This is a genomic window from Streptomyces gilvus, assembly GCF_022513565.1.
In the GTDB taxonomy this organism is placed as follows: Bacteria; Actinomycetota; Actinomycetes; order Streptomycetales; family Streptomycetaceae; genus Streptomyces; species Streptomyces gilvus.
This window is the reverse complement of record NZ_JAKWBE010000018.1, coordinates 56899-83292: the sequence shown is the minus strand read 5'-3', so window position 1 is coordinate 83292 and position 26394 is coordinate 56899. Positions and strand designations below refer to the sequence as shown.

The 26394-nt window shown below is 71.4% G+C and carries 24 protein-coding genes and 2 pseudogenes; 16 read left to right on the top strand and 10 right to left on the bottom strand.

Annotation, left to right across the window (positions count from 1 at the left end; translation table 11 throughout):
• Positions 1 to 7: 7 nt before the first annotated feature.
• Positions 8 to 1159: a S1 family peptidase gene (locus MKW14_RS25925; RefSeq protein ID WP_240865833.1), complete on the bottom strand. Its 1152-nt coding sequence runs from the start codon at positions 1157 to 1159 to the stop codon at positions 8 to 10.
• A 150-nt stretch (positions 1160 to 1309) separates the two neighbouring features.
• Positions 1310 to 1648, bottom strand: a complete 339-nt coding sequence (locus MKW14_RS25920) for a cupin domain-containing protein (protein ID WP_240865831.1) — start codon at positions 1646 to 1648, stop codon at positions 1310 to 1312.
• 112 nt (positions 1649 to 1760) lie between these two features.
• Here MKW14_RS25920 and MKW14_RS25915 point away from each other — a divergent pair, with 112 nt between their 5' ends.
• Complete coding sequence (locus MKW14_RS25915; protein WP_240865829.1) at positions 1761 to 3239, top strand: glutamate-cysteine ligase family protein; 1479 nt, start codon at positions 1761 to 1763, stop codon at positions 3237 to 3239.
• Positions 3240 to 3267: 28 nt separating this feature from the next.
• Here the strand turns inward: MKW14_RS25915 and MKW14_RS25910 are convergent, their stop codons facing one another.
• Positions 3268 to 4167, bottom strand: coding sequence for an aminoglycoside phosphotransferase family protein (locus MKW14_RS25910; protein ID WP_240865826.1), 900 nt, complete (start codon positions 4165 to 4167; stop codon positions 3268 to 3270).
• A 38-nt stretch (positions 4168 to 4205) separates the two neighbouring features.
• On the opposite strand from MKW14_RS25910, the pseudogene MKW14_RS25905 reads away from it, so the two are divergent.
• A pseudogene (locus MKW14_RS25905) lies at positions 4206 to 4406 on the top strand (aminotransferase class V-fold PLP-dependent enzyme); the annotation flags it as partial.
• Here the strand turns inward: MKW14_RS25905 and MKW14_RS25900 are convergent.
• Entirely contained in the window at positions 4381 to 4701 is a 321-nt protein-coding gene (locus MKW14_RS25900) for a DUF6191 domain-containing protein (RefSeq protein ID WP_240865824.1), read from the bottom strand. The pseudogene MKW14_RS25905 and the gene MKW14_RS25900 overlap by 26 nt on opposite strands.
• A 227-nt stretch (positions 4702 to 4928) precedes the next feature.
• Between MKW14_RS25900 and MKW14_RS25895 the strand changes: the two genes are divergently transcribed.
• From MKW14_RS25895 to MKW14_RS25845, 11 genes and pseudogenes are all read left to right on the top strand, one after another.
• Positions 4929 to 5303 (top strand): hypothetical protein, encoded by a 375-nt coding sequence (locus tag MKW14_RS25895; RefSeq protein ID WP_240865822.1) that lies wholly within the window; start codon positions 4929 to 4931, stop codon positions 5301 to 5303.
• A gap of 282 nt (positions 5304 to 5585) precedes the next feature.
• Positions 5586 to 9332, top strand: a complete 3747-nt coding sequence (locus MKW14_RS25890) for an nSTAND1 domain-containing NTPase (RefSeq protein WP_240865820.1) — start codon at positions 5586 to 5588, stop codon at positions 9330 to 9332.
• A 153-nt stretch (positions 9333 to 9485) separates the two neighbouring features.
• Positions 9486 to 10340: an NlpC/P60 family protein gene (locus tag MKW14_RS25885; protein ID WP_240865817.1), complete on the top strand. Its 855-nt coding sequence runs from the start codon at positions 9486 to 9488 to the stop codon at positions 10338 to 10340.
• Between the two features lie 144 nt (positions 10341 to 10484).
• Positions 10485 to 10694: pseudogene (locus tag MKW14_RS25880) on the top strand (TetR/AcrR family transcriptional regulator); the annotation flags it as partial.
• A gap of 139 nt (positions 10695 to 10833) precedes the next feature.
• On the top strand, positions 10834 to 12684 hold the full coding sequence (locus tag MKW14_RS25875) for a leucine-rich repeat domain-containing protein (RefSeq protein WP_240865815.1): 1851 nt from the start codon (positions 10834 to 10836) through the stop codon (positions 12682 to 12684).
• Positions 12685 to 12789: 105 nt separating this feature from the next.
• Complete coding sequence (locus tag MKW14_RS25870) at positions 12790 to 14469, top strand: cellulase family glycosylhydrolase (protein ID WP_240865813.1); 1680 nt, start codon at positions 12790 to 12792, stop codon at positions 14467 to 14469.
• 235 nt (positions 14470 to 14704) lie between these two features.
• Entirely contained in the window at positions 14705 to 14914 is a 210-nt protein-coding gene (locus MKW14_RS41330) for a hypothetical protein (protein WP_308314631.1), read from the top strand.
• Between the two features lie 62 nt (positions 14915 to 14976).
• Positions 14977 to 16260, top strand: coding sequence for an ABC transporter substrate-binding protein (locus MKW14_RS25860; protein WP_240865812.1), 1284 nt, complete (start codon positions 14977 to 14979; stop codon positions 16258 to 16260).
• Positions 16257 to 17201 (top strand): carbohydrate ABC transporter permease, encoded by a 945-nt coding sequence (locus MKW14_RS25855; protein WP_240865810.1) that lies wholly within the window; start codon positions 16257 to 16259, stop codon positions 17199 to 17201. Before MKW14_RS25860 ends, MKW14_RS25855 begins: the two co-directional genes overlap by 4 nt.
• Positions 17198 to 18064: a carbohydrate ABC transporter permease gene (locus tag MKW14_RS25850; RefSeq protein ID WP_240865808.1), complete on the top strand. Its 867-nt coding sequence runs from the start codon at positions 17198 to 17200 to the stop codon at positions 18062 to 18064. Before MKW14_RS25855 ends, MKW14_RS25850 begins: the two co-directional genes overlap by 4 nt.
• Positions 18061 to 18693 (top strand): hypothetical protein, encoded by a 633-nt coding sequence (locus MKW14_RS25845; protein WP_240865806.1) that lies wholly within the window; start codon positions 18061 to 18063, stop codon positions 18691 to 18693. The genes MKW14_RS25850 and MKW14_RS25845 overlap by 4 nt, the downstream gene beginning before the upstream one ends.
• On the opposite strand, the gene MKW14_RS25840 is transcribed toward MKW14_RS25845, so the two are convergent.
• From MKW14_RS25840 to MKW14_RS25825, 4 genes are all read right to left on the bottom strand, one after another.
• Positions 18659 to 18937 carry a hypothetical protein gene (locus MKW14_RS25840; protein WP_308314630.1) on the bottom strand — a complete coding sequence of 93 codons (279 nt, stop codon included), beginning with the start codon at positions 18935 to 18937 and terminating at the stop codon, positions 18659 to 18661. The two genes, MKW14_RS25845 and MKW14_RS25840, sit on opposite strands and share 35 nt — an antisense overlap.
• A gap of 104 nt (positions 18938 to 19041) precedes the next feature.
• Complete coding sequence (locus MKW14_RS25835) at positions 19042 to 19848, bottom strand: SAM-dependent methyltransferase (RefSeq protein WP_240865805.1); 807 nt, start codon at positions 19846 to 19848, stop codon at positions 19042 to 19044.
• A gap of 33 nt (positions 19849 to 19881) precedes the next feature.
• Positions 19882 to 20142 (bottom strand): DUF397 domain-containing protein, encoded by a 261-nt coding sequence (locus tag MKW14_RS25830; protein ID WP_240865803.1) that lies wholly within the window; start codon positions 20140 to 20142, stop codon positions 19882 to 19884.
• Positions 20139 to 21017, bottom strand: a complete 879-nt coding sequence (locus MKW14_RS25825; RefSeq protein ID WP_240865801.1) for a Sco1979 family transcriptional regulator — start codon at positions 21015 to 21017, stop codon at positions 20139 to 20141. The genes MKW14_RS25830 and MKW14_RS25825 overlap by 4 nt, the downstream gene beginning before the upstream one ends.
• Positions 21018 to 21250: 233 nt before the next feature.
• Here MKW14_RS25825 and MKW14_RS25820 point away from each other — a divergent pair, with 233 nt between their 5' ends.
• Complete coding sequence (locus MKW14_RS25820) at positions 21251 to 21691, top strand: ATP-binding protein (protein ID WP_240865799.1); 441 nt, start codon at positions 21251 to 21253, stop codon at positions 21689 to 21691.
• A gap of 65 nt (positions 21692 to 21756) precedes the next feature.
• Here the strand turns inward: MKW14_RS25820 and MKW14_RS25815 are convergent, their stop codons facing one another.
• On the bottom strand, positions 21757 to 23202 hold the full coding sequence (locus MKW14_RS25815; RefSeq protein WP_240865795.1) for a PP2C family protein-serine/threonine phosphatase: 1446 nt from the start codon (positions 23200 to 23202) through the stop codon (positions 21757 to 21759).
• A gap of 45 nt (positions 23203 to 23247) precedes the next feature.
• On the opposite strand from MKW14_RS25815, the gene MKW14_RS25810 reads away from it, so the two are divergent.
• A complete protein-coding gene (locus MKW14_RS25810) occupies positions 23248 to 24060 on the top strand; it encodes an SAM-dependent methyltransferase (RefSeq protein ID WP_308314629.1) in 813 nt (270 codons plus the stop codon).
• Positions 24061 to 24073: 13 nt separating this feature from the next.
• On the opposite strand, the gene MKW14_RS25805 is transcribed toward MKW14_RS25810, so the two are convergent.
• Complete coding sequence (locus MKW14_RS25805; protein WP_240865790.1) at positions 24074 to 25120, bottom strand: LacI family DNA-binding transcriptional regulator; 1047 nt, start codon at positions 25118 to 25120, stop codon at positions 24074 to 24076.
• A gap of 193 nt (positions 25121 to 25313) precedes the next feature.
• On the opposite strand from MKW14_RS25805, the gene MKW14_RS25800 reads away from it, so the two are divergent.
• A complete protein-coding gene (locus MKW14_RS25800; protein WP_240865787.1) occupies positions 25314 to 26369 on the top strand; it encodes a cellulase family glycosylhydrolase in 1056 nt (351 codons plus the stop codon).
• Positions 26370 to 26394: the final 25 nt, after the last annotated feature.

Sequence of the window (26394 nt, the reverse complement as noted above, 5' to 3'; positions counted from 1 at the left end):
TGCAGGGTCAGGCCGTGTGCAGGGTCAGTCCGTACCGGTTGAGGATCTCGTTGACGGGCTGGTACCAGGTCTCGCCGCCGGAGGTGCAGTCGCCCCAGCCGCCCGAGGTGACGCCCTGCGCCTGGTCGCCGCTGATGAACGAGCCGCCGGAGTCGCCGGGTTCGGCGCACACGCTGGTCTTGGTCATCTCGTGCACCGCGCCCTGGCTGTAGTTGACGGTCTCGTTCTTGGCCAGCACCGTGCCGCAGTGCCAGTGCGAGGTGGAGCCGGAACGGCAGATGGAGGCGCCGACCGGGGCCTCGGCCGAGCCCCGGACGAGCTGGTCGGAGACGGTGCCCCAGCCGAGCACCACCGGCACGGTCCACCAGCCGCTGCCGACGTTCACCCAGGCGTAGTCGTTGTCCGGGAACGAGGAGCCCTGGAAGTTGCCGACGTACGAGCCGTCCCAGCCGTACACCGCGCCGGTGTGCTGGTCGCAGTGCCCGGCGGTGACGAAGCCGCCGTACACCGAGAAGCCGATGGAACAGCGGACGTTCCCGGTGTAGAAGGGGTCGCCGCCCACGGTGCCGGCGGCCAGGGTGCTCGGGGCGTGGGAGGTCTGCCGTACCGTGACGGGGCCCGCCTTGCGGGCGCGGGTCAGGAAGGCTCGGACATCGTTGTCATCGCGGTGTGCGGAGACGACGTCCACGACGACCGAGCCGGCCTTGGGGTCGACGTACCAGTTGCTGATCCCGGCGGGCGCGGACAGGGCGTCGATGCGGGACTTCGCCGCGTCGAGCTGCCGGGCGCTGTACTTGACGAGGCGGACGTCCGCGCCGGTCGCGCGGACCGCGTCGGCGTTCGCGCCGCGGGTGAGGGCGACGGTGAGCCGGCCGCGGGCGGCGTCGAACCACGAGCCGCCGTAGGCGGAACCGGCGACCCGCTTCGCCTCGCGTTCCACGGCGGTCGCCGTCTTCTCCGCGGCCAGCCGCGTCTCGGCCTGACGCTTCGTCAGGCCGAGGTCGCGCTGCATCGCGGAGAGCAGGGCGCCGGAGGCGGGCGCCTGGGTGCGGTGTGCGGGGGAGTCGGTGGCGGAGGCGGGCAGGGCGCTCGCGCCGGCCAGACCGCCGAGGAGGAGGGCCGCGGACAGGGCGGCGCGCAGGGCTGTTGTGCGTCTCAAGGGAGTGCCCCTTCGTTGTTCCAGTGATGTGGGGGTGGAACAGCAGAACGGTGAGAGCGCTCTCAGTGCATGCGCGGCTGAGCATAGCCAGGGATCATGAACAGGTCCATGCCAATCACGGATTCTCGGTGGACGGCTCCCCGGTCCGCCTCACCGGCTGCGGATCACCAGCATCACGACACCCTCGGCGCTCGACCACGGCCCGTGCTCCATGCCCGGATGCCGGTACGCGTACATCCCCGCGGTGAAGGTCTCACCGAGACGCAGATCGGTGAGAGAGCCTTCGAGGATGTACACCTCCTCGAAGTAGTCGTGCCGGACGACGCCCTGCGCGCTCGTGTCCGTGCCCGGCTCGTACCGCTGGAGCACGGTGCCGTCACCGGTCCCGGGGTCCTCGGCCAGCACCTGCTCCCACACGCCCTCGCTCGCCCCGGGCGGTCGCCGCCAGGGTGTCACGGGCCGGTGGAACTCGGACTGCGGTCTGCTCATCGGTGCCGTCCCTCATGGTGTCGACCCAGTTCAGCCCCGGTGTCCCGCCTTGTCCGAGGCCCGTCCGTGGTGGGACGCTGGGAATATCCGCCGAGGCTACTCGGGAGGTCGCATGGGACGTGATGTGCCGGCCCTGGTGTTCACGCGGGAGGACCGGCGTCGGTACCGGGACAAGATGCACACCTGTCTCGACGTACTGGCGCAGATGCTGCGCGAGTCCGGCTTCGAGAGCGAGCGGCCCCAGGTGGGGCTGGAGATCGAGCTCAACCTGGTGGACCCCCGGGGGCTGCCCGCGATGCGCAACACCGAGGTGCTGCAGGCGATCGCCGACCCTGCCTGGTCGAGCGAGCTGGGCCGCTTCAACCTGGAGATCAACATCCCGCCCCGCCGGCTGACGACCGGCGGACCCGGCGCCTGGGAACAGGCGATCCGCGACGCGCTCAACCACGCCGAGGAACGCGCCGCGGCCGTCGGCGCGCACCTGATCATGATCGGCATCCTGCCGACGCTGAGCGAGACCGACGTCGGCGAGGCCGCCCTGTCCGGCGATCCCCGCTACCGGCTGCTCAACGAGCAGATCTTCGCGGCCCGCGGCGAGGACCTGCGGATCAACGTGGACGGCGTGGAGCGGCTGGCGATGTACGCCGACGCCATCACCCCCGAGGCCGCCTGCACCAGCACCCAGTTCCATCTCCAGGTCGACCCGAAGGAGTTCGCGGACTACTGGAACGCGGCCCAGGCCGTCGCCGGCGTGCAGATCGCCCTCGCCGCCAACGCGCCCTTCCTCTTCGGCCGGGAGCTGTGGCGCGAGACCCGCATCCCGCTGTTCGAACAGGCCACCGACACCCGCCCCGAGGAGATCAAGGCGCAGGGCGTACGGCCCCGGGTGTGGTTCGGCGAGCGCTGGATCACCAGCGTCTTCGACCTCTTCGAGGAGAACGTGCGCTACTACCCGGCCCTCCTGCCGATCTGCGACGAGGAGGAACCGCAGCGCACCTTCGACGCCGGCGGTGTTCCACAACTGGGCGAACTGACCCTGCACAACGGCACGATCTACCGCTGGAACCGCCCCGTGTACGCCGTCACCGACAGCGGCCCGCACCTGCGCATCGAGAACCGTGTGCTGCCCGCGGGCCCCACCGTCGCGGACATCATCGCCAACGGCGCCTTCTACTACGGCCTCACCCGCGCCCTCGTCGACGACGACCGGCCGGTGTGGACGCGGATGTCCTTCGCGGTCGCCGAGGAGAACCTGCACACCGCGGCCCGCGACGGCATCGACGCCCGCCTCTACTGGCCCGGCGTGGGCGAAGTACCGGTCACCGAACTGGTGTTGCGGCGCCTGCTGCCGCTGGCCCACCGGGGCCTGGAGCTGGCCGGCATGGACGCGGACTGGCGCGAGCCCCTGCTCGGCGTCATCGAGCAGCGCTGCGTCACCGGTCGCAACGGCGCCCTGTGGCAGGCGGAGACGGTCCACCACCTGGAGAAGAACAGGGGCTTCGACCGGCGTGAGGCGCTGCGCCGGATGACCACGACGTACATGGACTACATGCACCTCAACGCGCCGGCGCACACCTGGCCCGTGGAGTGACGGACCGCCGGTCTTCCCGCGGCACAGCTCAGTTTTCCCGCAGCACCGCCCGGATGACATGACGTGCGTTGTCCGCCATCGCCGGGTTGGTCTCGCGGTAGTACGGCAGCGCGATCACCGCCTGTGACAGCGTCCGTGCGCGTCCGCGCCGCCAAGTCGCCTCGTCGACGCCCAGTGCCTCGCGGAAGACCTCCCGCGCACCGGAGGGCAGCAGGTTCCACGCCGGGAACAGGTCGCAGGCCGGATCCCCCCTGCCCACGCAGCCGAAATCGATCACAGCGGTCAGCCGGCCGGCGTCCACCAGCAGATTGCCCGGCATCAGATCGGCGTGCAGCCACACCGGCGGCCCGTCCCGGCCCGGGACCCGCAGCGCGTCCGCCCACACGGCGAGGACGGCGTCGCAGTCGACGCCCTCCTCCGGAATCCCGCGCAGTCGCCCGACCGCCGCCCGTGTCTCCGCGTCCAGTTCGGCGAGCGGCCCACCGCGATGGGCCCGCGGCGCTCCCGGCACCGTGACGCCGCGCATCGCCTTCACGAACGCGGCCAGATCCCCGGCCAGCGCCTCGGGCTCCGTCAACGCCCCCGCCTCCGGGTTCCGTCCCGGCAGCCAGCGGTACACCGACCACGGCCACGGATACCCGTGCCCCGGCTCCCCGGCCCCGAGCACCTCCGGCACGGCCACGGGCAGCAGGGGAGCGAGCCGCGGCAGCCACTCCTGCTCCAGCGCGACGTCCTTGGCGCCGCCTTCCACCAGCGGAAGCCGTACCACCATGTCCTCCCCGAGCCGGAACATGGCGTTGACCGTCCCGCCGGAGGGAAACCGCCGGATCGGCAGCCGCGCCCAGCGCGGGAACCGGTCGGTGATCAGCCGCCGTACGAGATCGTCGTCGACGGGGTGCAGGCCGGGATGCATCTGCCGTGTGGTCATGAGCGCTCATCCGACCGTGGGACCTCCAGCGGGGTCAACGGGTCGAGGCCGACGCGCTGCGCGACCGGGTCGCCCGCGAACTCGACGTGGAGGCCGCCTTCACCAGCTTCGACGGCATCGGGTACCTGCGCCTGTCCGCCCACGTCCACAACACCGCCGACGACTACGAGCACTTCGCCGAGGCGTGTGTTCCGGTGCTGGGCGACTGGGCCGCTACCGGTCGGCCTGCGGCACCCTGACGACCGCGACCCCACCGTCCAGGTCCACCGTCGTCCGGTTCGGCGGCGCCCCGTCCTCCTCGTCGTCCCGCATGACCAGGGACGACTGCCGTTCCTTGAGCTCGTTCTGCTTGCCCGGCGAGAAGCTCGCGTGGAGCTGCTCGAAACCGGTCGCCGAGATCTGGCCCTGCCGGACGCTGTTGCGCCAGGGCAGCAGACCTGCCCGCCCGGCCCGCAGCAGCAGCTGATCCACGAAGGCCACGGCGGTCAGCAGGATGACCAGCCCGGGCAAGGTCATGAAGACGGCGAATCCCATGCCCCGAGGATCTATGCCGCGGAGAGGATGCCGCAAGCCCTTCACGAGCCCTTCAACGAACCCGGTTGCCCGCCGATCCGTGAAGCCCCAGCTCACACGGGGTTTCCCGGTCACCCCGCGGACGGGCAACAGGAAACCCGTCGACCCCGGCAGCCTCTGCGGACAGGCTGATGCCGTCAGCTCGAAGCACGGCCTGCGACGACGCAGGAGACCCACCAGGGGGAAACATGCGCAAGATGATGAGCGCCGCCGCCGCGTTCGCGACCGCGGCCACGGCAGTGGTGGCGATGAGCGGCGCCGCCCAGGCCGCGCCCGCCGACGACTCGTGGGACGGGTGCCCGTACGGCGCGGTCTGCGTCTACGGCCAGGGAGTGGACCCGGTCGACAACCCGCACCCGACCAACGTGTACTACAGCTACGGCGCCCACAACCTGAGCAACCAGTACGGCTACCACTGGGTCTACAACAACCAGTACGGCGGCGCGTCCATGAGCCTGTGCACGGGATACAACGGCACGAACTGCGGTACGCCGATCGCCGAGGGGTACGCCGTCTACGCCAACCTCACGCCCATCAACTCCATCACCCTCAACCGCCCGTAACGCCTTCCGCCGCGGGGGAGCGACCGCCGGGACCGGCCCCACGCCGGTCCCGGCGGTCCCGTTCTCGCCACTCCGGGTGAAAGCTTGGCTCCCTGTCCGACCCCCGCAGTAACCTGGGCATCCGCCGTCTCACGATCCGGGCAGACCAGTGCCAGGGGGGACGCCTTGGGGGAGCAGGAACACGTACACACGGGCGTCGACCGGACCGACCAGCCGGAAAGCCCCGCACAGGCCGCACCGTCCTTTCCGGCGCAGCTGAGACGGCTGCGCCGGGAGCGCGGGATGTCGCTGACCGACCTCGCGCGCCGGACGCACTACAGCAAGGGCTATCTCAGCAAGATCGAGACCGGCGTCAAGCGGGCGACCGTCGATGTCGCCCGTCAGTGTGACCACATCCTGGGCGCCGGGGGCGAGTTGCTCCGGCTGGTGCGGGACACCGCCCCGGCCGAGCGCGGCGCAGGGCCGGCCGCCGACACCGGTGAGCCCGCCTGCCCCTACCGGGGCCTCGCGGCGTTCACCCCGCAGGAAGCGGCCTGGTTCTTCGGCCGGGAGCGGGCCACGGCCGCGCTCGTCGAGCGGGTCTTCCAACGCGTCGGCGCCGGGCCGCTGTTGCTGGTCGCCCCGTCCGGCGCCGGCAAGTCCTCCCTGCTGAACGCCGGTCTCGTCCCGGCACTGCGGCGACCCGGCGGCTTCCCGATGCCCGGCGCCGACCGCTGGCCCGTGGTCGCCCTCACGCCCACCGCCCATCCGCTCGACGAACTCCTCGAACGAACCGCGAAGGTCCTCGGCAGCGATCTCGACCTCACCGCGACCGAGGTGGCCGAGCGCCCCGAGGCCCTGCTGGGCGTCGTCCGCGCCCGCTCCGAAGGCGCCCCGCCGGGCCCCGACGGCCGCCGCCCGCCACCGGTGCGGCCGGTGCTGCTCGTCGACCAGTTCGAGGAGCTGTTCACCCTCTGCTCCGACGAGGACGAGAGACGGACCTTCGTACGGGTCCTGCACGCGCTGTCCACCGGCCCGGACCCGGCGGTCGTCGTGCTCGGCGTCCGCGCCGACTTCTCCGGACGCTGCCTCGAACTCCCCGGACTGGCCCCCCTGTTCAGCGACGGACTGTTCGTCCTGCCGCCCATGTCCGTGGCGGAACTGCGGGAGTCGATCACCCGCCCCGCCGAACTCGCCGGCATCACCCTGGAACCCGGCCTGGTCCCCCTCCTCCTGCGCGACGCGGGCCTGCGGGAAGAACCGGCCGGCGCGAGCCGTACCACCGCCTCCGAGGACACCCCGTCCGGAGCGCTGCCCCTCATCTCGCACGCTCTCCTCGCCACCTGGCAGCAGCGCGAGGACACCACCCTCACCGTGGCCGGCTACGAGCGCACCGGCGGCATCCAGGGCGCCGTCGCCCGCACCGCCGAGACCGTGTTCGCCCAGCTGTACCCGGCCGAGCAGAAGTCCATCCGGCGCGTCCTGTCCCGTCTCGTTCACGTGTCCGACGACGGGACCGTCGCGACCCGGCGCCGCACCGGCCGGGGCGCCCTCATGGAGCAACTCGGGGACGCGGACGCCGGCTCCGCCGCCCTCGACGCGTTCGTCCGGGCCCGGTTGGTCACCGTTGACCGGGACACCGTCGAGATCACCCACGAGGCCCTGCTGCACGCCTGGCCCCGGCTGCGCGACTGGATCGACGCCGACCGGGCCGGGCTCCTCATCCACCAGCAACTCGCCCACGCCGCCGCCGAATGGGAGCGCGAGGAGCGCGACCCGTCCGCCCTCTACCGCGGCACCCGCCTCGACACCGTCCGCTCCTGGGCCGACGAGCTCGACGGCCGCAGCCGTCTCGGCCCGAGCGAAGAGGCCTTCGTGCTGGCCAGCCAGGCGGATGAGGAGGCCCGCCACATCCTGGCGAGGCGTCAGACGCGCTTGCGGCAGGCCCTGTTCGTCGTTCTCGCCGTCCTGCTCGGCCTCGCCGTGACCGCCGGCGGGCTCGCCTACCAACAGCGCTCGGCCGCCCTCGCCCAGGAACGCGTCGCCCGCTCCCAGGCGCTCGCCGTGGAGTCCACCTCCCTGGCCGGGGGCCAGCCCGAAGCCTCCATGCTGCTCGCCGAGGAGGCCTACCGCGCCGACCCCACCGCCCAGGCGCGCGGGGCCCTGCTGAGCACCCAGGCGCAGGCGTTCTCCGCCCGTCTCGTCGGCCACCACGGGCCCGTCAACGCGGTCGCCTTCGCGCCCGACGGCCGGCTGCTCGCGACGGCGGGCGCGTACGGCACCGTCACTCTGCGCCGGACCAGCGACCACCGGACGACCGCCACCCTCACCGTTCCCGGCCGGGTGCGCTCCGTCGCCTTCAGCCCGGACGGGCGCACGCTCGCGGCGACCTCCACGGACGGCCCGGTACGGATCTGGGGGACCGCCGACCACCGGCTGCGGACTCTGCTGCCCGCGCCCACCAAGGGGGCGCACGCGCTCGCCTTCGACCCCCGCGGCCGTATCCTCGCCGTCGCCGCCGACGACGGAACGGTCCAGCTGTGGCGCATCGGCGGCGGACGCCCTTCCGAGGTGCGGCTCGTCGGGCACACCGGCCGCGTCAACGCGCTCGCCTACGCCCCGGACGGGCGGACCCTGGCCTCGGGCGGCTCCGACCGGACGGTACGGCTGTGGGACACCGACCGGGCCCGCCCGCTGGCCGTGCTCAGGGGGCACACCGACGAAGTGCTGGGCGTGGCGTTCGCCCCGGACGGCCGCAGCGTGGCCTCCGGGGGCGTCGACCGGACCGTACGGCTGTGGGACGTGGCCGGGCACCGGGCCACGGCGACGCTCACCGGACACAGCGACGACGTCAACGCGGTCGCCTACACCCCGGACGGCACCACGGTCGTCAGCGCCGGCGGCGACGGCACGACCCGTCTGTGGGACGTGCGCAGCGGCCGTCCGGCGGCGGTCCTCGCGGGCCACACCGACTACGTGATGTCCGTCGCCGTGAACGCGACCGGCACGACGCTGGCCACCGGGGGGTTCGACCAGTCCGTGGTGCTGTGGGACCTGCGCGGCCCGGTGCTGACGGCGCGTCCGTTCACCGAGGTCTCGCAGGCCGCGTACAGCCCGGACGGAAAGCTGCTGGCCACCGCCGACGCGGACCACACCATCCGCCTGTGGGACGTGGCACGGCACCGGGTCGTGACGACGTTCACTGGCCACCGCGAGAGCGTGTTCTCGGTGGCGTTCGCGCCGGACGGCCGCACCCTCGCGTCGGCGGGCTCGGACGGCACGGTCCGGCTGTGGGACATCCCGTCGCACCGCGAGATCGCGACCCTCACCGGCCACACCGGCGACGTGTTCTCGGTGGCCTTCGCACCGGACGGCCGCACCCTCGCCTCCGCCGGCGCCGACCGCACGGTCCGCCTCTGGGACGTGCCGACCCGCCGTCAACTCGCCGTCCTGACCGGTCACACGGACTACGCCAACGATGTCGCGTTCAGCCCGGACGGCCGCACCCTGGCCAGCGCGAGCGACGATCTGACGGTACGGCTGTGGGACACGGCCACCCGGCGACCGCTCGCCACCCTGACCGGCCACACCGGCGCCGTACGCGGCGTGGCCTTCAGTCCCGACGGCTCGACCCTCGCGAGCAGCGGCAACGACGGCACGGTCCGGCTGTGGGACGTCCGCCACCGGCGCCTGGAGGCATCCCTGACCGGCCACACCGGATCCGTGCGCGGCATCGCGTTCTCACCGGACGGCCGACTCCTCGCGAGCAGCGGCAGCGACCGTACGGTACGGCTCTGGGACGTGCGCGGACGGCGGCCCTGGGCCACGCTCACCGGACACACGAACGCGGTGTGGGGCGTCGTGTTCGCGCCGGACGGGCGGACCGTGGCCAGCGGCAGCAACGACGGGACCGTACGCCTGTGGGATCTGGACCTCAACGCGCAGCTCGCCCGGATCTGCCGACTGCGCCGGGCGATGGGCCCGCAGGAGCGCAAGGCGCTGATGCCGGGACTGCCGGTGTCCTCCGCTCCCGCGTGCGCGCGAGCTTGAGGGCACGGCCGAACTCCGCTGCTGAAAGGGGGTTTCCCAAGGGTTTCCCGTTGCCCTTCGCAGCGGGGTGACGCCGGGTGCTCGACCGGCCGGGGCCCGGTCGGCAGGCTGAGGCACGACCATCCACGCATCACAGAAAACGGGGGTCCCGGCATGCTCCGGCGGACCGGAATCATCACCACACTCATCGGGCTGACGGCCCTTCTCCTCTGGGCGCCCGCGGCCGTCGCCGCCACGCCGGCCGCCCCGGCGGCGAGCGGCTGCGGGGTCCTCGCGTCCGGCGGCTCCGCGGCCGCCGAACGCGCGATCGCCGCCGCCTGCGCCCAGGTCGACGCGGGCACCTGGTACACCTGGGGCGGCGGCCACGGCGCCCAGCCCGGCGCCACCTACGGCCAGGTCGACCCCACCGACCCGGCCAGCCGGCACGACCCCGAGCGGCTCGGCTTCGACTGCTCGGGCCTGGTCCGGTACGCCTACGCGCAGGCGGCCGGCTCCGACATCCTCAACGGCGACGCCAGCCGGCAGTACTACACGGTCCGCGCCGCCGCCCGCTTCACCGCCGCCCAGGGCATCGCACCGCTGCTCCCCGGCGATCTGCTGGCCTACGGGACGTCGGCGGACCTGCACCACATCGCGATCTACCTCGGCGCGGGCAAGATGGTCGAGGCGAAGCAGTCCGGCACGCATCTGATGGTCAGTGACGTCCGCCTGGGCGGCGACTACTTCGGGGCCGTCCGCGTCAACATCGGCGCGGTCACCGGGCATGTCTTCCAGACCTGGGGCACCGGCGTCTGGACGAAGACGGCGCCCTCCGTCAGCGCGGGCCGGGTCTACGCCTTCCCCGACTCCACCACCATCCGCGTCGAGTGCCAGAAGCACGCGGAGGTCGTCACCTCCGACGGCTACACCAACGACGCCTGGGCCTACCTGCCCGACTACAAGGCATGGATGACGAACATCTACATCAAGGGCCCGGCCTGGCTGGACGGCGTGCCCACCTGCCCCTGACCACACCCGCACCGGGCTCCCTCACGCGCCGCGTCCATCGGCGAGCGGGGGAGCCCGGCCGTGTGTGACCCACAGGTCAAGCGTCACTGGCCAGCAGGCCATGCGTCACCGGCCATCAGGTCAGGCGTCCCGGACCCTAACGGCATCGCCTGCAGCGACCTGATCGAGCGCCTGAGCCAGGGCAGAGACCTCCGGCTCCGCGTCCCCGCCACCGCCCTGGCCCGCTACATCGCCGCCATGACCGACGGCCTGACCCTCAACTACCTGGTCCTCGGCGACGAGTCGGCCTGGGCGGACATCCTCGACACGGTGATCGCCCATGTCGCGGGGCTGGTGCAGGACGACGAGCGGTGACGGACCTGGCGCGGGACCTGGCCATGCCCCAGCCGCAGGCGTCCAAGCACCTGCGGGTCCCAGGACCAGTAGCGGCGGCGAGCCCGAGCCCCCGACCGCGGACCGCGGTTGTCGGAGGGGACGGCTACCGTTCCCTCCCATGAACCCAGGTATCAACAACCCCACCGGTCGACTCGGCGAACTGGAAGCGGCCGTAGGGACGGCGACCCGGGCGCAGGCCCGCAAGGCGATACAGGAACTCGTCGGCGTCGCCGACGACGGGCAGGCTCTCGAACTGGCGGTCAGATACGCCCCCTTGGCCGACCTGCCCTCCGACACACTGGTGCGGATGTGGCCCCGCGCCGCGGACCCGGACGCCTTCAGCGCCGCCCTGCTCGCCCCCGCCTTCCGCAGCGAGGGCCGCACCGAGCTGCGGCTGAAGGGGCGCAGCTCGCTCGCGGGCTTACGGCACCTGACCATGCTCCGCGCCCTCCATGTCTTCCGCTGCAAGGAGATCACGGACCTCACCGAGGTCGGGGAGCTGCGCGACCTGCGCGACCTGGACCTGAACGGCTGCGCGGGCATCGACGACCTCCGGCCGCTGGCCGGGCTCACCCGACTGGTCCGTCTCAACCTCCACCGCTGCCGACTCGTCGAGGACGTCCGGCCGCTGCTGAGCCTCGGCCGGCTGCGCGAGCTGGACCTCAGCATGACGAGGGTGAAGTCCACGGACGGCTTCGGGCCCGCCTTCCCCGCCCTGGAGACGCTGACGCTGAGGGGCCTGCGCGCCTTCAGGGACGCCCACCAGCTCTCCGGGCTCAGGCGGCTGAAGGACCTCGACCTCGGCTGGACCGGCATCCGCGACCTGGCCGGCCTCCACGACGTCCCCGCGCTGGCCCGCGTCGACCTGCGCAGTTGCGGCCAACTGCGCACCCTCCAGGGCATCGACGCCGTGACGGCGCTGACCGAGCTCGTGCTCGACAGCTGCCCCCGCCTGGCCACCCTCGAAGGACTCGGGGCCCATCCCCACCTGACCCGGCTCGACATCCAGATGTGCCAGCGACTCGTGGACCTGGCCGGCATGGCACCCCTGAGCGCCCTGACCGAACTGCACATCGTGGAGTGCGAGCGGCTCGCCTCCCTGCGAGGCATCGGCCCCGTCCGTTCCCTCCACACGCTCAACATCTCCCGCTGTCACGCGCTGGAGGACTACTCCGACCTCGCCGCCATGCCCTCGCTGCGCGCGCTGAAGGTGCACCACGCCCCGCAGCTCACCGACCTCACCCCGCTCGCCGCCGTGCCGGCCCTGCAGCAGCTCGACCTGTGGAGCTGCCCCGGTCTGCTCGACCTCGGAACCCTGGGAGAACACCCCGAGTTGACGAAGCTCGCGGTCGGCGTGTGCTCCACCTTCCGCACTCCGGGGAGCCTCCCCGGCCTGCCCGCCCTGACCGAGCTGGTGCTGTCCTGCAACGACGTCCTCAGTGATCTGGGGAACCTGCGCAATCTGCCCTCCCTGCGCAAACTCACGGTGATCGGCGGCCTGTTGGAGAACGTCGACGCCATGGCCGGGACACCGCTGACCGAGGTGGGACTCTACGGACTGAGCGACCTGACGTCGCTGCGGATCCTGGAGGAGTGCCCGGAGCTTCGTGAGCTGAAGATCAACCGATGTGAGCGCGTACGCGACTTCCCCGTCGGGTCGCTCGTCACGCTGACGCTGTCCTTCATGGAGTGGAAGGACCTGTCCGTGCTCACCGGCCACGGCAGCCTTCGCTCCCTGCATCTCAACTCCCTCAACGACCTGGCCGACTTGAGCGCCCTGAGCACCCTGCCCGCCCTCACCGAACTCCGCTTCGAGACGGCCTCCGCACCCGAGAACTTCGACGCCCTGCTCGACCTGCCCGCCCTCAAGCTGCTCCGGATGCCCGGCGGAGTCCATCGCAGGCAGGGGGTGTACGACTCCGTGGTGGCCGAACTCGGCGCGCGCGGAGTGGCCGTCACTCACGGCTGAGGGTGCACAGCGCCTTGACGTGTACTCGGCTAAGTGGCTTCATGGGAGCGCTCCCATGAAGCCACTTCCCCCGCCGTTTCCTGGCGCTCACTCCTTGGAGCCGCAGTGAGAACTACGTCGAGATCACAGCATCCCTTAGCCGGCCTGCTGGCCACCCTGGCCGCCCTCCTGGGCCTCGCCCTCGCAGGCGGCCTGTTCCCGGCCGTCGCCCATGCCCAGTCACCGGGCATCCGCGCGCAGTCGTCCAGCACCCAGTCCGTCGGCCTGCACATCAGCGACGGCCGGCTGCTCGAGGGCAACGGCAACGACTTCGTCATGCGCGGCGTCAACGCCGCCCACACCTGGTATCCGGGCCGGACCAAGCAGTCGCTCGCCGACATCAAGGCCCTGGGCGCCAACGCGGTACGGGTCGTGCTCGCCGACGGCCACCGCTGGGCCGCCAACAGCGCCTCCGACGTCGCCGACGTCATCGCCCAGTGCAAGGCCAACCGGCTGATCTGCGTCCTGGAGGTGCACGACACCACCGGCTACGGCGAGGACAGCGCGGCCGGCACGCTCGACGAGGCCGCCGACTACTGGATCGGCCTCAAGGACGTCCTGGCCGGCCAGGAGAACTACGTCGTCATCAACATCGGCAACGAGCCCTGGGGCAACACCAACCCCGACGGCTGGACCGCCCCGACGATCGCCGCCGTCAAGAAGCTGCGCGCCGCCGGACTCCAGCACACGCTCATGGTGGACGCGCCCAACTGGGGTCAGGACTGGCAGGGCGTGATGCGCGCCAACGCGCAGTCCGTCTACGCCGCCGACCCCACCGGCAACCTGATCTTCTCCATCCACATGTACAGCGTCTTCGACACCGCGCAGGAGATCACCGACTACCTGAACGCCTTCGTCGCCGCCAAACTCCCCATTCTCATCGGCGAGTTCGGCGGTCCCGCCGACCAGTACGGCGATCCCGACGAGGACACCATGATGTCCGCCGCCCAGCAGTTGAAGCTCGGCTATGTGGCCTGGTCCTGGAGCGGCAACACGGACCCGATCCTCGACCTGGCCCTCAACTTCGACGCCACCCAGCTCAGTTCGTGGGGCCGACGTGTCTTCAACGGCGTCAACGGCATCGCGCAGACCGCGAAGGAGGCCACGGTCTTCGGCGGTGGCAGCCCGGGCGACACCCAGGCCCCGACCACCCCCGGCACCCCCACCGCCTCCTCGGTGACGGCCACTTCGGTCGCGCTGACCTGGACCCCGTCCACGGACAACGTCTCAGTCGCCGGATACGACGTCGTACGCGTCAGCGGCGGCACCGAGACGACGGCCGCCGCGTCCACCACCAACAACGCGACCGTCACCGGCCTGAGCGCCGACACCGCCTACACCTTCGCCGTCTACGCCCGTGACTCCGCCGGAAACCGCTCCGCCCGCTCGGCCACGGTGAACGTCACCACGGCCAAGGCCCCGAGCCTGTCCTGCTCGGTCGGCTACAAGGTCGTGGGGGAGTGGCCCGGGGGCTTCCAGGGTGAGTTGACCCTCGGCAACCGCGGCACCACCGCCATCAGCGGATGGACCCTGGGCTTCACCTTCGCGGACGGCCAGACCGTCACCAACATGTGGGGCGGCACCCCCAAGCAGACCGGCGGAGCCGTGACCGTCACGCCCGCCTCCTACACCACCACCATCCCCGCCGGCGGTTCGGTCACCGTCGGTTTCATCGCGAACAAGGGCACCACGAACACGGCCCCGACGGCGTTCACCCTCAACGGCAGCGCCTGCACCACCAGTTGACGTGACAGGGAGGTCCCCCGACCGACCGTGGGGGCCTCCTCATCACCGCCCACCGGCCGGCCGACTCCGGCCACACCCACCTCCACTCCGAGGTCCGGCACCGTCCTGCGCCGATCGGTCGATCACTGCACAGGGGTTGTCCTGACATTCGCCGCGCGCCTAGGGTCGCCCAGAACACAAGCGCTTTCTGTGCTGCTGCGGAGGCATGCACGGAGACCACCCCACTGGAGCGCGCATGGGCATCCGAGTCAGTCCCGCGTACGGCGAGCATCTCGTGGTCGCGGCGGCGGACGGCACCGGGATCCTCCGGTACGTCCACCGCCCCGACCCCGACCCCTTCGAGCCGCCCGAGCCGTACGCGCACTCCACCCTCGTCCGCGCGCACGCGCCCGAGAACCTGGACCAGAAGCCGGCGATCCACGCGTCGCCCGGGCTCACGCGCTGACCGGCGCGGTCTCGAAGGACCCACGAACCGACCCGTCCGAGGAGAGGAGAGGTGACCTCGGCATGCCCGGACACCGGACGAAGGGGTTCCGCGCGTCGGCCGCCGCGCTCGCGTTGTGCGCGGTAATGGCCGGCTGCGGGGGATCCGGAGAGTCGACCGGCGGCGGCAAGGTCGTGCTGCGCTACACCTGGTGGGGCAACCCCGACCGCGCGGCACGCACCGAGCAGGCCGTCGCCCTGTTCGAGAAACAGCATCCGAACGTGCGGGTGCAGACGTCGTTCTCGGGCTACGACGCCTACAAGCAGAAGCTCGCCATCCAGGCCACCGGCGGCGACGCCCCCGACGTGATGCAGTTGGACTACCGGCAGATCGACCAGTACGCCTCAGGACACGTCCTGCTCGACCTGGGCAAGGTCAAGGACACCCTGCGCACCGACGAGATCGACGCGGGTCTGCTCGCCACCGGCCGGGTGAACGGCCGGCAGTACGCCGTCCCGCAGGGCCGCGGCACCGAGACCGTCGTCTACGACGTCAAGGCATGGAAGGCAGCCGGGGTGCCACACCCGGCCAAGGGCTGGACCTGGAGCCAATGGGCCGATGACATGCGTGAGTTGGCCAGGAGGACGGGCAGGCCCGGCGCCACCGACCCCGGGCAGAGCGAGGACGCCTTCGAGGTGTGGCTGCGCGGCCGGGGCAAGGCGCTCTACACCAAGGACCGACAACTCGGCTTCACGGCGGATGATCTGACGGAGTGGTGGACGTTCACCGACCGGCTGCGCCGCGAGGGGGCTGTTTCCCCCGCCGAGCAGACCACCCAGCTCGACGGCTCCGTGGAGAACACCCCCCTGGGCCGCGGCAAGGCCACCGCGGACTTCAACTGGGACGCCCCGTCCAGCGGTTACCTCGCCCTCGTGCCCACCGGGGTCGCCCTCGCGCCGATGCCGTCCGGTGAGGACGGCACACCGGGCCAGTACTTCAAGCCGTCGATGTTCCTCGGCATCGGCGCCCACACCGGACACCCCGAGGAGGCCGCCGCCCTCGTCGACTTCCTGCTCAACGACAGCGGGGCGGCGAAGATCCTCGGCGCCACCCGCGGCATTCCGGTCAACGAGAAGATCCGTACCGGGACCGCCTCGCAGCTCAAGGACTTCGACAAGACCGTCTCCGACTTCCAGACCTCCCTGGAGGGCTCGCTCAAGGATCCGCCGCAGGCGCCGCCCTCGGGCGACAACGCCCTGCAGACCACCTTCCAGCGTGACTACGACCAGGTGTCCTACCAGCGCATGTCGCCCCGTGAGGCGGCCCGGAACTACGTCACCGAGGCGAAGGCGGAGCTGAGGTCATGACCACCACCGACATCCCCGCACCGGCCCCGGGAATGGCCCGGCCCGCCCCCGCGCCGAAGCGCCGCCCCCGGCGCGAACGGCAGGGCGCCGCCTGGGTGTTCCTCTCCCCGTGGGTGCTCGGCGCCATCGTCCTCACCCTGCTGCCGATGGCCGTCTCGCTGTACCTGTCGTTCACCGACTACGACCTGTTCAACCCGCCGCACTGGGTGGGCCTGCGCAACTACGTCCAGATGTTCACCGAGGACCCGCGGTACTGGCGCTCGGTCCTGACGACCCTGACGTACGTCGTGATCGCCGTCCCCCTGCAACTCGCCCTGGCGCTGGTCGTCGCGCTCGCGCTGAAGAACATGAGGCGCGGCAAGGGCTTCTACCGCTCCGCCTTCTACGCCCCCTCGCTGCTCGGCGCCTCGATGTCGGTCGCCCTGGTGTGGCGGGCCCTGTTCAACGACGGCGGCACGGTCGACCATCTCCTCGGCAACGGCGGCTGGATCAACAAGCCAGGCTGGTCGCTGCTGGCCGTGGCCCTGCTGACGGTGTGGCAGTTCGGGGCGCCCATGGTCATCTTCCTCGCCGGTCTGCAGCAGATACCGGGCGAGCTGTACGAGGCCGCAGCCGTCGACGGGGCCGGAAAATGGCGGCAGTTCGTGTCCGTCACCGTGCCGATGCTGTCCCCGGTGCTCTTCTTCAACCTGGTCCTGCAGACCATCCAGGCCTTCCAGGTGTTCACGCCCGCCTTCGCGGTCAGCGCGGGCAAGGGCGGCCCCGCCGACTCGACCCTCGTCTACACCCTCTACCTCTACGACCGCGGCTTCGTCGCCTCCCACATGGGCTACGCCTCCGCCATGGCCTGGGTGCTGCTGGTGGTGATCGGCGCCGTCACGGCGGTGCTGTTCCGCACCTCGCGCTCCTGGGTCTTCTACGCCTCCGAGGGGGACCGATGACCACCATGACAACCGCCGCCGCCCGCAGGCCCGTTCGCTGGGGACGGCTCGCCGTGCACCTCGGCTGTCTGGCCGCGCTGCTGGTCATGCTCTACCCGCTGGCCTGGTTGCTGGCCACCTCCCTCAAGCCGGCGAACGAGGTCATCGCGAGTCTGAACCTGCTGCCCGGCCACCTGGAGTGGTCCAACTACAAGACCGCGTTCGAGGGCGTCAACGACGTCTCCATCTGGCGGCTGCTCGGCAACTCCCTGCTGATCGCGGGCGGCGCGGTCGTCGGCAACGTCATCAGCTGCTCGCTCGCCGCCTACGCCTTCGCCCGTCTGCGGTTCACGATGCGCGGGCCGCTGTTCGCCTTCATGATCGCGACGATCATGCTGCCGCACCACGCGGTCCTGATCCCGCAGTACATCATCTTCAACAAGCTCGGCCTGGTGAACACCTACTGGCCGCTGATCCTGCCCAAGTTCCTCGCCACGGAGGCGTTCTTCGTCTTCCTCATCGTGCAGTTCATGCGCGGCCTGCCCCGCGAACTGGAGGAGGCGGCCCGCATCGACGGCTGCGGCCCCTTCCGCAGCTTCTACAAGGTCATCCTGCCGCTCACCCGCCCCGCGCTGATCACCACCGCCATCTTCACGTTCATCTGGACGTGGAACGACTTCTTCACCCAGCTCATCTACCTCTTCGACCCGGACAAGTTCACCCTCACCCTCGCCCTGCGCTCCTTCGTGGACGCCTCCAGCCAGTCGGCGTTCGGCCCGATGTTCGCCATGTCGGTGATCGCGCTGCTGCCGATCGTGCTGTTCTTCCTCGCCTTCCAGCGGTTCCTGGTGGAGGGCATGGCCAGCTCCGGACTGAAGGGATGAGCGGGATGCGGACCCGGGAGGCGGGCGAGGTCTTCGGCCCGCGCATGACCCTGTTCGCCGACGTCCTCAGTGTCGGCCTCGCCACCACGGCCGCCTGTCTGCCCCTGCTGACCGCACCGGCCGCGCTGTCGACGGCGTGCGCGGTGCTGCGCGGCGCGGGGGAGGACCGACCGGCCACGGCGGGGCGGTACTTCGCGCTGCTGCGGCGCCGGCTGCGTACCGGCGATCTGGCGGCCGGCGCGATGGCCCTCACCGGTGCGCTGCTCTTCGCCGCCGACCTCGCGCTGGCCGGGGCCGGACTGCCGGGAGCCGCGCTCTTCGCGACCGTGGCCGCTGCCATCGGGGCGACGGCCGTGGTGGTCGCGGTGCGGGCCTGCGGGCGCCCCGAGTCGCTCACCGACTGGCCGGCCGCCGTGCGCGGGGCCGCCCGGGACGCCGTGCGCGACCCGGGCGGCAGCGCCCTGGCGCTCCTCGCCGTGGCGACCGCCGCCCTGTGCGCCTGGATGCTGGTACCGCTCGCCTTCCTGGCACCGGGCCCACTCGCGCTGGCGCTCACCGCGGTGGACGTACGGCTCGCCGGCAGGACGGACGGGGCTACGGCAGCCCCCACGCGGCCCCCGGCTCGGTGACGGCCACCGGGGCGATGGTGAGGTCGGGGCGGGGGCCGGTGTGAAGGAGGACCTCACGGCCCTTGGACAGGCCGACGGAGACAGTGCCATGTGACATGGCACTGACCCGGGCGGCCCGTCCGTCGTCCAGTACGGCGGTCAGCCGCCCGTCGCCCAGACCGTGCCGTATCACCAGCGGCCCGAGCCGAGGACGGTTCTTCTCGAGGTCATTGCGGAGTGGCTCCTGGCGGGAGCATGCCAGCATGCTGAAGAGAGATCCGATGAAGTCCGGGCAGGCACAGCGAAGCCCTCCCATCGGCCTTGTTCAGGACCGACAGGAGGGCCTCGGCTGCGGCGGCGGTGCGGGGTCTACGGCTTGATGGCCACCCCGGTCCACAGGCTGACCTCGGCGTCCGTGGCCGTCGGCTCGTCGTCCGGGCGCCAGCGGTGGCCCACGGTGACACCGGGGTCGAGCAGTTCGAGCCCGTCGAAGAACCGCGTGACCTCGTCCTTCGAGCGGAACTGCACCGGCGTGCCGGCGCCGTTGTAGATGTCGGTGACCTTCTGCCAGGTCTCCGGGTCGAAGTCGGGCGTGCAGTGGCTCAGGGCCAGCGCGCTGCCCGAGGGAAGCGCCGCCAGCAGACGGTTCACGATGCCGTACGGGTCCTGGGCGTCCGGCACGAAGTGCATCAGCGCGTTGAGGGACAGCGCCACCGGCTGCCCCGGATCCAGTATCTCGGTCAGTTCCGGGGCGTCGAGCAGCGCGTCCGGGTCGTTGACGTCGGCCTCGATGTACGTGGTGCGGCCCTCTGCCGTGCTGCGCATCAGACGCTCGGCGTACTTCAGCACCAGCGGGTCGTTGTCGGCGTACACCACCCGGGCGTCGGGGACCACGGACTGGGCGACCTGGTGCAGGTTCGGCTCGGTGGGGACACCGGTGCCGATGTCCAGCCACTGGCGGATGCCGTGCTCCCGCGCCAGCACGCGCGTGGCGCGGTGCATGAAGGCACGGTTCTCGCGGGCGCAGACGAAGATGCCGGGGTAGGCCGCCGCGACGGTCTCGGCCGCCTGCTTGTCGATGTCGAAGTGGTCCTTGCCGCCCAGGTAGTAGTCGTACATGCGGGCGGAGTGGGGCCGGCTGGTGTCGATGTCCCGCGCGGCGGGCGAGTTGGTCATCCTGAACCTTTCAGAGGGGGGTGCGAGGGGGAGTCAGCCAGTGGTCAGATGGTCGGCGAGGCCCCGTTTGACGCCCGCGACGAACGCGGCCATCTCCTCCGGGGTGTAGATCAGCGCGGGACCGGCCGGATCGGTCGACTGCCGCAGCGCCACGCGGCCGTCGGCGAGCTGCTTGGTCTCCACGCACTGGCCCCCGTTGGGACCGCTCCAGGGAGACTCCCAGCCGTGCTCGCCGAGTTCGGCGGCGGGCATGCCGTTGTAGACGTCGCAGGCACGATCGTCGATCGTGGTCATGAGTACTCCTTGCGCATGCGGTTCAGGAGTGCCCTGCTGTGCGCGTCGGACGTCAGCAGGGACATGCGGCTGTGCGCCTCGAGATGGGCGACGACGTCGGAGCGCTGGTCCAGGTACATGGCACCGGAGAGGACCTCGGTGTAGACGACGTCCGGAAGCTCGCGCTCCGCGAAACGGAAGTACGTGAAGGGAGCGCACGCGCCGACATGGGCGCCCGCGGTGAACGGAACGACGTCGACACTGACGTGCTCCAGCTCCGAGACCTCCAGGAGCCGGTCGATCTGCTCCCGCATCACCTCGGGGCCGCCGACCACCCGGTGCAGCACGGCCTCCTCCATCACGACCCACAGCGTGGGCGCGTCGGGTCTCTCCAGCAGGCTCTGGCGGCGCAGCCTCAGATCCACGCGCCGGTCGAGCTCCTCGTCCCCCTCGTTGGGGAAGCCGCCGCTCAGCACCTCGCGCGCGTACCGGCGGGTCTGCAGCAGGCCCGTCACATAGTGCGGCTCGTAGGTGCGCAGCGTCTTCGCGCCGGTCTCCAGGCTCACGTAGGCGCTGAACCAGGTGGGCAGGACGTCGCGGTACGTGTGCCACCAGCCGGGCTCGTTGGCCCGCTCGGCGTACTCCACGAACTCGTCGATCTCCTGCCGGTCGGCCCCGTAGGTCTCCAGCAGCTTCTCGACGTAGAGCGGTTTGAGGGCGACCTCCGCCTTCTCCAGACGGCGGATGGTCAGGGACGTGACCCGCAGGGCCCGCGCCGCGTCGTCCAGCGACACCCCCGCGTCCTGACGCCGTTCCTGCAGCCGCCGGCCAAGGATCATGCGCAGAACGGTGGGCGCACTGGTGGTGCCCGCCGCGCTCGAACGGCCTTCGCTCACGCCCTACCTCCTGATGGACAGTCACCGGTGCGAGTCTGGCAGCGACTTGTTGAAGCGACCAGACGGATACCGGCTTGTTGAAATTATCAGGCAGCCGGTTGCACGTTGAACTTGGATGCGAGCATAGTGACTTGTGTGATTCGTTTCGACGATCACACGGAATCCCCCGTCCCCGTCGGCCTGTTGCTCGTCTCGGCTCGCCCGAACGCGCCCGCCCCAGGAAGGCCACCACCGTGTCCCCCCACGCGACGTCCTCCCCCCAGCTGTTAGACGTAGCCGACCCCGAGCGCGCGCACTGGATCGAGCTGCCCTCGCACCGCTCCAGCGTCAGAGTCGCCCGCCGCTCCCTGACCACCCGGATGACCGGCTGGCTGCTGCCGGGCGAGCTGTGCGCGGACGCCGTACTGCTGGTGTCCGAACTCGTCACCAACGCCATCCGGCACACGCTCAGCGCGCGGATCCTGTGCGGCATCGGGATGGTCTCCGACGGCTGTCTGCGTCTGGAGGTGCACGACCACGACTACTCGGGCCGCGGCCTGCCACGGCGCGAGCCGGGCCCCGACGACGAGGGCGGCCGCGGGCTGCTCCTCGTCGAGGAGCTGTCCGACACCTGGGGCGTCGACCGCTCACGGCTCACCGGCGGCAACGCCGTGTGGGCGACCCTGCGGGTCTGAGGGCGCCGGCACCGGGAGTCCGGGCGTCCTCGGGCGGGGGGGCGGGACGTCGTCGGACCGGGGGGTCAGTCCGGGACGGGGGTCAACTCGGCGAGCAGCAGGGTGCGGTCGTCCGCGCCCGTCGGGTCGGAAGGGGAGTGCAGGAGGTGCCGGCACAGCGCGGGCAGCTCGTCGTCCGTACCGCCGGTGTCCGCCCGGGCCCCGGTGGCCGAATCCAGCGTGTCCGCGAGGCGGACTATCTGGTGGTCGATGTCGCTGTCGCGGGACTCCACCAGTCCGTCGCTGTAGAGCACCAGCAGCGCCGGCTCCGGCACCTTCAGCACGGTCGCCTCGTAGTGCCCGGTGCCGAGCCCGAGGGGCAGGCCCGCGCCGACCAGGGGGACCAGGACGGTGCGCCCGTCGGGCCCGCGCAGCAGCGGCGGAGGGTGACCGGCGCCCACCAGGGTGCACAGGCCCCGGCGGGCGTCCCACTCGGCGTAGATGCAGGTCGCGAACGAGGCGCCCGGAGTCGCGCAGGCGAGCGCGTCGAGCTGTCGTACGAGCTCGTCCGCCGGCAGGTCCAGCGCCGTCAACGTCCGGACCGCGGTGCGCAGTTGGAGCATCGCCACGGCCGACTCCGGGCCGTGCCCCATGGCGTCCCCGACGATCAGGCTGACCCGGCCGTCCGGCCGTTCGAGGACGTCGTACCAGTCACCGCCGATCAGCGTGTCCGGCCCGGCGGACAGCGAGCCGTGGGCGACCCGGCAGCCCTCGAACTCCCGCAGCGGGCCGGGCGGCAGGCTGTTGCGGATCGCCAGCGTGGTGCGCCGCTCGTGCTCGTAGCGGCGCGCGTTGTCCAGCGCGACCGACGCCCGGGCGGCCAGCGCCTCCAGGGCCGTCACCTCCGCCGGCCGGAACGCCTCACGCCGCGGACCGCGGGTGCAGACCAGGAACCCCAGTGTGACGTCCCGCAGCGGCAGTGGGACCACCAGGAAGGACGCGACCGACAGCAGATCCCGGATCCGCGCCTCGCCGTCGCCGGAGGCGATCAGCCGGGCCGCGGTCTGCGCGTCGATGGCGTCGAGCAGTTGCGTCTGCCCGGAGACCAGGGCGCGGGCGTGCGGCGTCCCGCGCGGGAAGACGATCACCTCGTCGACCGGCAGCACGGCCTCCCAGTCCTCGTGCGCGTCCCCTCCCACCCGCAGCGCCAGCCGGCGTGCCTCGATCCGGGGCGGGTCAGCGGTGAGGGACGCGCTCTCCCCACGGCGCCAGCGTTCCAGCAGATACACCGAGGACGCGTCGCAGAAGCCGGGCGTCAGCGCGTGCGTCAACTGGCTGGCGGTCAGCCGGAGATCGAGCTCCGTGCCGAGCGCGTCGGCGGCGGGCGAGAAGACCGACCGGCGGAGCGGGGGCCGGGCGGCGGGTATGTCATCGGTGCGGCTGCGCGGTTCGTTCCGCAGGGTCGTGCCTTTCCGGGTGGGGGGGGCTCCGGCCGCGCGGCAGGTCAACGAGGCGCCGTGCGTCGCAGGCAACTATATGATGGGGCGTCAAGATCCATTACGGGGAAGGATGTTGTGGTGTCCCACAGCACAGACCAAGAGCCCGGAACCGATCCCGACAAGGCCAGTGTCGCCCGGATGTACGACGCCATGCTGGGCGGCCGGCACAACTTCGCCATCGACCGCGACGCGGTGGCCGCCTTCTCCGCCATCGACCCCCAGGTGCGCACACTGGCCCGCGCCAACCGGGCCTTCCTCGGCCGCGCCGTGCGCTTCCTGGTCGACTCCGGGGTACGGCAGTTCATCGACCTCGGTTCCGGCATCCCCACCCAGGGGAACGTCCACGAGGTCGCCCAGGCGGCGAGCCCCGGCGCCCGCGTGGTCTACGTGGACAACGACTCCGCGGCGGTCGCCCACAGCGCCTCCCTGCTGGCCGACGACCCCGACGCGGAGATCGTCGACGCCGACATCCGCCGGCCGGCCGACATCCTCGCCTCCCCGCAGGTGCGCAAGCTGATCGACTTCGAGCAGCCCGTCGCCGTCCTCATGGTCACGATCCTGCACTTCGTCAAGGCCGAGGAGGACCCGGCCGGGATCACCGCCGCCTTCCGGGACGCGCTGCCCGAGGGCAGCTGGCTGGCGCTGTCCCACGCGACCAACCAGGACCGTCCGGACACGGCCGCCGCGGTGGGGCAGCTGTACCGCTCCCGGGCCACCTCACCGGTCACCGCCCGCTCCCACGACGAGATCCTCGGCCTGTTCACCGGCTTCGACCTGGTGGAACCGGGCCTGGTCCACGTCCCCCTGTGGCGACCGGACCCCGACGAGGTACTCCCGGACAAGCCGTCGGAGTACTGGGTGTACGCGGGAGTGGGCCGCAAGCGGCCGTAGCCAAGGGAGTGCGTCAGCCGCGGGGCGGTGCCGTGCTGCGTCTGACCACCAGGCTCGTGGGGACCAGGTCCGTGCCCGGCCGGGCGCCGCCCCGGGCACGGATCTGGTCCAGCGCGCCCTTCACACACCGCCTGCCCACCTCCGCGAAGTCCTGGTGGACCGTGGTCAGGGGCGGGACGAAGAACGCGGCGTCCGGGATGTCGTCGAAGCCCACGACGCTGACGTCCTCGGGGACACGGACACCGAGTTCGTGGAAGGCGCGCAGCAGGCCCAGGGCCATCTGGTCGTTGGAGGCGAACACGGCCGTGCAGTCCGGGAGCCGGGCGAGCTCCTGTCCGGCGGCGTAGCCCGACTCCGACGACCAGTCGCCGTGCAGCGGCGGCGGGACGGGGCACCCGGCCTCTTCAAGTACCGCCCGCCAGGCCTGTGTTCGACGCTGCCCGGCGAAGGACGTCTCGGGCCCGGTGACATGCCACACGGTGCGATGGCCGAGGTCCAGCAGATGCCGTACGGCCCTGCGGGCGCCGTCGGCCTGGTCGGTGTCGACGACGCTGTAGCGGTCGCCGGCGTCGGAGTCCACGACCACCACATGGACCCCGGGCGGGAGTTGGACCGTGCCGGTGTCCAGCAGATGGATCTCCATGATGACGATGACGGCGTCGACGGCCAGCTCGCCCATCCGCGTGAAGGCGCCCAGCACGTTGTCCTGGGTCGGCACGTCGATGGGGATCAGGGTGATCGCGTACCCCTCGGCCGCGGCCTGCGTGGCGATCGCCTCCACCGTGCGGCTGTTGCCCGTCGAGGACAGGCTGAACAGGATCACGCCGATGGTGTTGAACCGGCCGTACCGCAGGGCGCGGGCCGCGCTGTTGGGCCGGTAACCGAGCTCCCGCATCGCGGCCAGGACCTGCTCGCGGGTCGAACTGATCACCCCGGCATGGCCGTTGGAGACCCGGGAGACCGTCTGCGAGGAGACGCCCGCCAGTTTGGCGACGTCGGCCATCGAGACACGCTGTTTGCGGCGCCCGCCGGGCACGCCGGAGCCGCCCCGTTCCACCATGGTGTGCCTCCCTCGACCCGATCCCCTGACCCGATGCGCGGTGCACCGGATGTTACGCGTGGGAAACCTTGACGGCCGCTGAGGCGGGTGTCACGATTCCGGCGCCGCCGAGTTTACGTAAACATCCGCCCCAGGAACCAGATGTTTACGTAAACATGCGGAGCGCCGAGCCACCTCTCGAAAGGGCAAGTCGATGCGCAAGACCCCCACCGGAAACCGCCTCGCCTTCCGGCTGCGCGCCACCGGCGCGGCCGTCGCGATCGCCGCGGTCAGCGGCGCGATGCTGGCCGGCAGCCCCGCCTCCGCCGCGGCGCCGACCGGTACGAGTCAGTTCCGGGGCGTCAACTGGGCGGACCCGCGCGACAACTACGCCGACGACTACCTCCAGCTGTCCGGCCTGTCCACGTCCGACACCTATGCCAAGACGTACGCCAAGGCGACCCGGATCATCGCGGCCTTCCGGGCCAACCTCGGCGCCAACACCGTCCGGCTGCCCATCAACCCGTACACCGTCAACGGCGCCTACTGGAAGTCGTACCGCGCGGTCATCGACGCGGCCTCGGACCGCGGCTTCAAGGTCATCGTCTCCTACTGGGAGGGCACGGGCGCCCAGAAGGACGGCTTCATCGACGACGAGGCCACCTACTGGCCCATGTGGAACACGGTGGTCAAGGCCTACCAGCACGACCCGCGCGTCTACTTCGAGCCGATGAACGAGCCGCACGGCTACACCGACGCCCAGTGGGCCGACATCGCGGCGAAGTGGCTGGCGACCTACCCGTCCGTGCCGCGCGACCGGGTCTTCGTCAGCGGCGCCGGCTACAACGACCACGTCACCACGGTCTGCGCCGACCCGCGGCTGAAGGGCACCTACCTCTCCCTGCACCACTACGGCTTCTGGAAGAGCTACGCCACATACGACCAGTGGGTGGCCGACCTCAAGGAACGCCTCGGCGACTGCGCGAACCGCACCGTCGCGGACGAGTTCGGCGCCGAGATGACCACGGGCCTGAACTACAACGTGCCCACGCCGTCGAGCAACCCGATCAACTTCATCCAGGCCGACACCGACACCTTCCGCAAGCTCGGCATGGGATCGGTGTACTGGCCCGGTCTGCGCACCGACGACATCTACTCGATGCAGAAGCTGACCGGCACCACCGACCGGCCCTGGCTGGAGACCACCAACCAGTCCGGCGCCGACCGCCTGGCCTGGGGCTGGGGCCGCGGCAAGCCCGTCAAGTCCTGACCGGCTCCTCGCCGCCACAGCCACC